Source organism: Streptomyces otsuchiensis (assembly GCF_004305975.1).
Taxonomy (GTDB): Bacteria; Actinomycetota; Actinomycetes; order Streptomycetales; family Streptomycetaceae; genus Streptomyces; species Streptomyces otsuchiensis.
Genome location: NZ_BHZI01000030.1, coordinates 23,398 through 29,397 on the forward strand (window position 1 = coordinate 23,398; position 6,000 = coordinate 29,397).

Annotated in this window: 7 protein-coding genes; 2 read left to right on the forward strand and 5 right to left on the reverse strand. The window is 73.9% G+C overall.

The window, feature by feature from the left end:
• Positions 1 to 42 precede the first annotated feature (42 nt).
• Entirely contained in the window at positions 43 to 390 is a 348-nt protein-coding gene (locus E0D90_RS05125) for a hypothetical protein (protein WP_103504389.1), read from the forward strand.
• Between the two features lie 154 nt (positions 391 to 544).
• Here the strand turns inward: E0D90_RS05125 and E0D90_RS05130 are convergent, their stop codons facing one another.
• The 5 genes from E0D90_RS05130 to E0D90_RS05150 all read right to left on the reverse strand — a co-directional run bounded on the left by E0D90_RS05130 (position 545) and on the right by E0D90_RS05150 (position 4,946).
• Positions 545 to 748: a PspC domain-containing protein gene (locus E0D90_RS05130; protein ID WP_103504388.1), complete on the reverse strand. Its 204-nt coding sequence runs from the start codon at positions 746 to 748 to the stop codon at positions 545 to 547.
• Positions 749 to 867: 119 nt separating this feature from the next.
• Positions 868 to 1,653, reverse strand: coding sequence for a VanZ family protein (locus E0D90_RS05135; protein ID WP_130796760.1), 786 nt, complete (start codon positions 1,651 to 1,653; stop codon positions 868 to 870).
• A 106-nt stretch (positions 1,654 to 1,759) separates the two neighbouring features.
• Positions 1,760 to 2,422: a hypothetical protein gene (locus tag E0D90_RS05140; RefSeq protein ID WP_130796761.1), complete on the reverse strand. Its 663-nt coding sequence runs from the start codon at positions 2,420 to 2,422 to the stop codon at positions 1,760 to 1,762.
• On the reverse strand, positions 2,419 to 4,272 hold the full coding sequence (locus tag E0D90_RS05145) for an ATP-binding protein (RefSeq protein ID WP_307721127.1): 1,854 nt from the start codon (positions 4,270 to 4,272) through the stop codon (positions 2,419 to 2,421). The genes E0D90_RS05140 and E0D90_RS05145 overlap by 4 nt, the downstream gene beginning before the upstream one ends.
• Entirely contained in the window at positions 4,269 to 4,946 is a 678-nt protein-coding gene (locus E0D90_RS05150; RefSeq protein WP_174856143.1) for a response regulator, read from the reverse strand. The genes E0D90_RS05145 and E0D90_RS05150 overlap by 4 nt, the downstream gene beginning before the upstream one ends.
• 234 nt (positions 4,947 to 5,180) lie before the next feature.
• Between E0D90_RS05150 and E0D90_RS05155 the strand changes: the two genes are divergently transcribed.
• A complete protein-coding gene (locus E0D90_RS05155) occupies positions 5,181 to 5,969 on the forward strand; it encodes a SigE family RNA polymerase sigma factor (RefSeq protein WP_438827369.1) in 789 nt (262 codons plus the stop codon).
• Positions 5,970 to 6,000: the final 31 nt, after the last annotated feature.

Sequence of the window (6,000 nt, forward strand, 5' to 3'; positions counted from 1 at the left end):
GTCCCGCTGCTCACCATTCCCCACACGAGGACGTAGCTACTCATGAAGCAGGCCACTGTGAAGTCCATCGGCGCCGCCGCTCTCGGTGCCGCGTTCGCCGTCACCGCCGCGGGGTCCGCCTCCGCCGTCACCGACACCGTCACGAAGACCGCCGGTGACGTGCTGCAGATGGCGCCCGTCGACTCGCTGCCCGTCGACAAGCTCGACACCCTCAGCGCCGACCAGACCCTCTCCCACTCCCAGGTCAAGCCGGGCGGGAACGGCAGTCAGGACGAGCTGCTCAACGCCGCCGGCGACCTGCTCAGCAAGACCGCCTCCAACCCCACCGAGCTGACCGAGAACCCGACCCAGCTGCTCGGCGGGCTTCCCCTGGACAGCCTGGTCCTCTGACGGAGCCGGACGACCTCGGTTCCCTGACGTAGCGGGGACCACCAGAACGTCGCGCTACCCCCCGGCGCGCACGCGGCAGGGCCGCACCCCGGAAGATCGGGGTGCGGCCCTCAGTCGTGTCGTCAGCGGTCGCCCGCCGGGTGCGTGGCGTGGCTCACCACGACGCCTTGGCGGCCGAGTTGTCGCTCGGCAGCAGCAGCCACAGGGCCAGGTAGAGCACGAACTGCGGCCCGGGCAGCAGGCACGAGATCACGGCCAGGATGCGCACCGTCCTGGCCTCCATGCCGAACCGGCGGGCGATGCCCGCGCAGACCCCACCGATCCAGCGGCCTTCATTCGGTCGGGACAGCGTTGCCATGGTGCTCGCTCCTCCGGTCGTACGGTCATCACATCGTCAGCACCGGCACCGGGCTGAGCGGCGGTCAGCGGCCGCCCCGGCTCCGGCCGACCCGGGGACGTGCCCCGGTGCCGGTCCTCTCACCGTACGGAGAACCGCCCGCTCCGCGCGTCGGCCGCGTGGCCGATCCCGACCCTGTGCGATGTCAGGGGCCTACCCCGAGACGTCCCTCCCACGCCGGCCGCGGGACGCGTCCGTACCGCGCCGTGCCGGGTGTGCGGCCCCTCCGGCGCCCGGCCGGCGACGCGGCGTCCGGCACGGCCGTCCCCCGGACCGTCGCCCCGGCCGTCGCCTCGGCTCTCCTCCGGGCCGTCGTCCGGCTCGGTACCGGGCCGGCCGCCACCGCCGGGACACCGGCGGCGCCGGGTGCGCGACAGCAGCCGCGAGCGGAGCCAGCCGTAGCCCAGCAGATGCAGCACCGCCGCGCCCGCCGCCGCGAGCAGCACCTGGTCGACATCGACGACCCTCGTCGGGACCGCCGAGCGCAGCGCCTCCAGCCCGAGCGCGATCATGCCGGTGGCGAAGACGGTCCGCACCCAGGAGGTGAGCCGTGGGCCGCCCAGCGCGCGTCCCAGCAGCGGCAGCAGCACCCCCAGCGGCGCCAGCCGCAGCAGTCCGCCACCGATCGTCGGGGCCGCCGTCTGCGGCCCGGCCTCCCACTGCGACCGCAGCGTGGCGAACGGCTGCAGATTGCCCGGGGCGACCCAGGTCACCGCCGCCGGGCGCAGGGTCAGCCAGCCGACGACGGCCAGCAGGGCCAGGGTCAGGGCCAGCGCGGCCAGCCGCACGCGTCGGCCCACCACCACCTGGCCGTCCGGCCCGTCCGGGGCTGCCGGCCCGCGGGGGGCCGTGTCATCACGCTGCACGGATCAGAAGGACGCCCCGTGCGGCCGGCCCGGTTCCCAGTGGCGGAGGTGACCCGCGGCTCACCAGGGCCCGGTCGTCCACCCGGGCGCTCGGCCGGGGGCGCGCTCAGGAGTCGCCGGGGCGCAGCTTGTCCGGCTGGTGCCGGACCGAGGCGGTGCAGGTGTACTGACGCTGCGGCTGCTCGGTCTCGTCCGGTCCGCCGAGCGTCACCGGTTCGTCGTCCCCGAACACCTCGGACTGCGCGAAGGTGCAGATGATCTGGGCGAGCGCGAACGCCGGCAGGTCGTCCGGGTGCCAGTTGAGCCGCAGCAGCGGCTCCCGCTCGTCCGGGAGGGCTCCGGTGACGCGCAGGTCGTCCGGGACGGTGCTGGAGAACCCCGCCGCCCGCTCCGAGCTGGGCGGATCCGACTGCAACTCACTCAGCAACACGTTGGCCAGCGCGATCCGGTCGGCCTGGTCCCGGGGGGCCACCGCCCGCGAGACCTCGCGTTCCACCGACTCGACCCGGGAGTCGCAGACCAGGAAGACCTCGGTCCCGCCGCCCTGGTCGGGAGGGTCGCAGGTCGCGCGGGACGGGGCGGGGCCGTCGTCCACGGGCACGTCCATCGAGCGGATGCCGCACCCGGCCGTCGCCACCGTCAGCAGCGCCACCACGGCGGAGACGGCCGAACGGCGCCGCGCCGCGCCGCTGGCCGCCGTCGGCTGCCGCCGGGACCGGCGGGCCGGACCCGGGGCGGGACACCGGTTCAGGAGTGGCCGCACGGTCATCGCCCTCCCCGCCCGCTGTCCGGTCCGTCGGCTATGTGGTCGGTGTCGTCCACGTCGCTCCCCGCCGTCTTCGTGCCCTGTGCCGCCTGTCCCGGCGGGCCGTCCCTCTGGCCGTCGTCCGGGTCGACGCCGTCCTCGCCGTCCTCCGGGTCCTCCCCGTCCGCACCGGCCGGCCGGTGCGGCAGCAGCAGGGAGAAGACGGCTCCGCCGTCGGCGGAGTTGCGCGCGGTGATCTCGCCGCCGTGCAGATGGGCGTTCTCCAGCGCGATCGACAGCCCCAGCCCGCTGCCCTCCGACCGCGGCCGGGACGCGCTCGCCTTGTAGAACCGGTCGAAGACGTGCGGCAGCACCTCCTCCGGGATGCCCGGGCCCGCGTCCGTCACCTCGATCAGCACCGCGCCGTCGCGCGGGACCCGGACCGGCGCGTCCCCGCTGCGCGCCACCGGGCCGTCGTCCAGCGCGGAGAGCGCCGTGGCGCCGCCACCGGGACGCGGCGGTTCCACCTCGTGCACCGAGACCCGCACCGGCGACCCGCCGTGCTTGAGGGCGTTGCCGATGAGGTTGGCGAGGATGACGTCCAGCCGGCGGGGATCCACCCGCGCGATGACGCCGCGGTCGGCGTCCAGTTCGACCGCGTCCAGCCAGGCGCGCGCGTCGATGCACGCCGTCACCTGGTCCGCTATGTCGACGTCGTCCACGACCATCCGGGCGGTCCCCGCGTCGAAGCGGGTAACCTCCATCAGGTTCTCCACCAGGTTGTTGAGCCGCCGGGTCTCGCTGACCACCAGCGACACCGCCGGGGCGATCATCGGATCGAGGTTGTCGACCTCTTCCTCCAGCACCTCCGTGACGGCCGTGATCGCCGTCATCGGGGTCCGCAGCTCGTGCGACATGTCGGCGACGAACCGGCGGCTGGACGCCTCCCTCGCACGCAGGTCCGCGACCTTGTGCTCCAGCGACTCCGCCGTGCGGTTGAACGTCCGCGTCAGCTCCGCCAGCTCGTCCGCGCCCCGCACCGGCAGCCGCGTCGACAGCTCCCCGTCACCGAGCTGCCGGGCCGCGCTGTTCAGCCGCTGCACCGGCCGGAGCACGGTGGCGGCGGCGGCCTGGGCCAGCATCACCGAACCGAACAGCGCAAGCCCGGTGGCGATCCCCAGCGACCACGCCAGGGAGTTCAGGTCGTCCCGCTCGGGCACCAGCGACGCCAGCATGTAGCCCGTCGGTCCCGAGTCCCGCACATGCGCGCCGGCCACGAGGTACGGGTCGTCCTGATGCGTGATCCGCTGCCAGTACAGGTGGTACGGGTTGTCCCCGCCGCGCACCTCGTGCACCGCGTCGGACAGGGAGTCCGGCACGACCTCCAGCGAGAACAGCAGCGGGTCGGACTCCTCCACGCACAGGCTGCCGTCGCGCCCCTCCATCACCAGCACGACCTGGTAGCTCTGCGAACTGCCGGCCATCTGCCCGGCCGCGGACCGCAGTTCGTCGCACGAGGGGCGGGCCGGCAGCGAACCCATCGAGTCGCCGAGCGACTTGCGGAAGTCCGCCAGTGCCGAACTCTGCGCCCGGGTCAGCACCGCGTCGCGGTTGAGCCAGTACGCGATCCCCGCGACGGACACCGCCGCCATCAGCGCGACCAGGGCGAACACCGTCACCAGCCGGAACCGCAGACTGCTCAGCCGGGCCGGAGCGCGCAGCCGCCGCCTCCCCCGGCCGCCGTCGGGCCCACCGGCGCCGTCGCCCTCCGGAACCGCGCCGCCCGCCGGGCCCGCCGTGGGCCCCGCCGGGCCGCCCCGGCCGTCGCCCGGCGCGGCGGAACCGCCGGCGCCCGGGGCACGGCCGTCGTTCACTGCGGGCTGTCCAGCCGGTACCCGACGCCGCGCACCGTGCGGATCAGCTTCGGCGAGGACGGGATGTCCTCGACCTTCGCCCGGAGCCGCTGCACACAGGCGTCGACCAGCCGGGAGTCGCCCAGGTAGTCGTGCTCCCACACCAGCCGCAGCAGCTGCTGGCGGGAGAGCGCCTGACCGGGACGGCGGCTCAGCTCCAGCAGCAGCCGCAGCTCGGTCGGGGTGAGCTGGAGGTCCTCGCCGTCCTTGGTGACCGTCATCGCGGCCCGGTCGATCACGATGGGCCCGAACGTCGCCGCGTCGTTGGACTCCCGCTCCCCGCGCCGCATCACGGCGCGCACCCGGGCGTCCAGCACACGGCCCTGCACCGGCTTGACCACGTAGTCGTCGGCGCCGGACTCCAGGCCCACCACCACGTCGATGTCGTCGCTGCGCGCCGTCAGCAGGATGATCGGCAGCTGGTCGGTCCGCCGGATACGGCGGCACACCTCGAAGCCGTCGATGCCGGGCAGCATCACGTCCAGCACGATCAGGTCCGGCCGCTGCTCACGCAGCAGCTTCAGCCCGTCCTCGCCGGTAGCGGCGGTGATCACACGGTGTCCCTGGCGGGTCAGCCCCATCTCCAGGGCCGTCCGCACCGCCTCGTCGTCCTCGATCAGCAACAGGAAAGCCACGGGGTCATTGTGTCGTATGAACCGAGCGGCGCTCGACCGTGTGTACGCGACGTCCGAGGAGCGGACCGTTCCGCGCGGGCCGGCACCTCGCCCCGGACCCCGCGATCCCGGCCGCGCCCGCCACGCCGAGACCCCTGTGACAGCGCTGTGACAGTCGGAGGACCGCGCCATGAAACTGGCCCGGCAATGTATTCCCCATCGAACGAAGCACGGACTCCACGATGGGGGAGCGGGATGAGCGCACTGCGCAGTGAGACCAGGGCAGGTAGTACCACGCGCTCACACGCCACCATGGTTCCCGTCCGTTGCGAGGGTCCGTCCGGCACCGCGAGCCGGCTTGGGGGTCGTCGCGGTGCCGGGCTCCAGCGCCCGCCGTTGCTGGCGCTCGCCGGGGGAGAGGCGAACGACCAGAATGCGCCGGGCACGGTGGCGGCCGGACGTCGGGCGGACGCCGGACCGGTGTACGGGGAGGCCGTCGGGGGACGACGGCACGACGGGGGCGCGGAGGCGGAGTTCACCGCCTACGTGCGAGAGCGCCGGGCCTCCCTGTACGCCACCGCCTACCACCTCACCGGCGACCGGCACGAGGCCGAGGACCTGCTCCAGTCGGCGCTGCTGTCCACCTACCGCGCGTGGGACCGGATCAGCGACAAGGCCGCTCTGGGCGGCTACCTCCGCCGCACCATGACCAACCTGCACATCAGCGCGTGGCGCCGCCGCAAGCTGAACGAGTACCCGACCGAGGAACTGCCGGAGTCGCCCGGCGAGCACGACACGATGCGCGGCACCGAACTGCGCACCGTGCTGTGGCAGGCGCTGGCCCGGCTGCCGGAACAGCAGCGCACCATGCTGGTGCTCCGCTACTACGAAGGCCGCACCGACCCGGAGATCGCCGACACGCTCAACATCAGCGTCGGCACCGTCAAGAGCAGCATCTGGCGCACCCTGCGCCGGCTGCGCGAGGACCGGACGCTCAGCCACGGAGGGGACCGCGACGGTTCCTTCGGTGAGCTGGTCGCCTGACCGGGGCGGGGGAAACGGGGGAGAGCTGGTT

What these genes read in the sequence shown, in the direction of transcription:
- E0D90_RS05140 (WP_130796761.1), bottom strand. Translation starts at nt 2,422, where the DNA reads ATGACCGTGCGGCCACTCCTGAACCGGTGTCCCGCCCCGGGTCCGGCC.
- E0D90_RS05155 (WP_438827369.1), top strand. Translation starts at nt 5,181, where the DNA reads ATGAGCGCACTGCGCAGTGAGACCAGGGCAGGTAGTACCACGCGCTCA.
- E0D90_RS05125 (WP_103504389.1), top strand. Translation starts at nt 43, where the DNA reads ATGAAGCAGGCCACTGTGAAGTCCATCGGCGCCGCCGCTCTCGGTGCC.
- E0D90_RS05130 (WP_103504388.1), bottom strand. Translation starts at nt 748, where the DNA reads ATGGCAACGCTGTCCCGACCGAATGAAGGCCGCTGGATCGGTGGGGTC.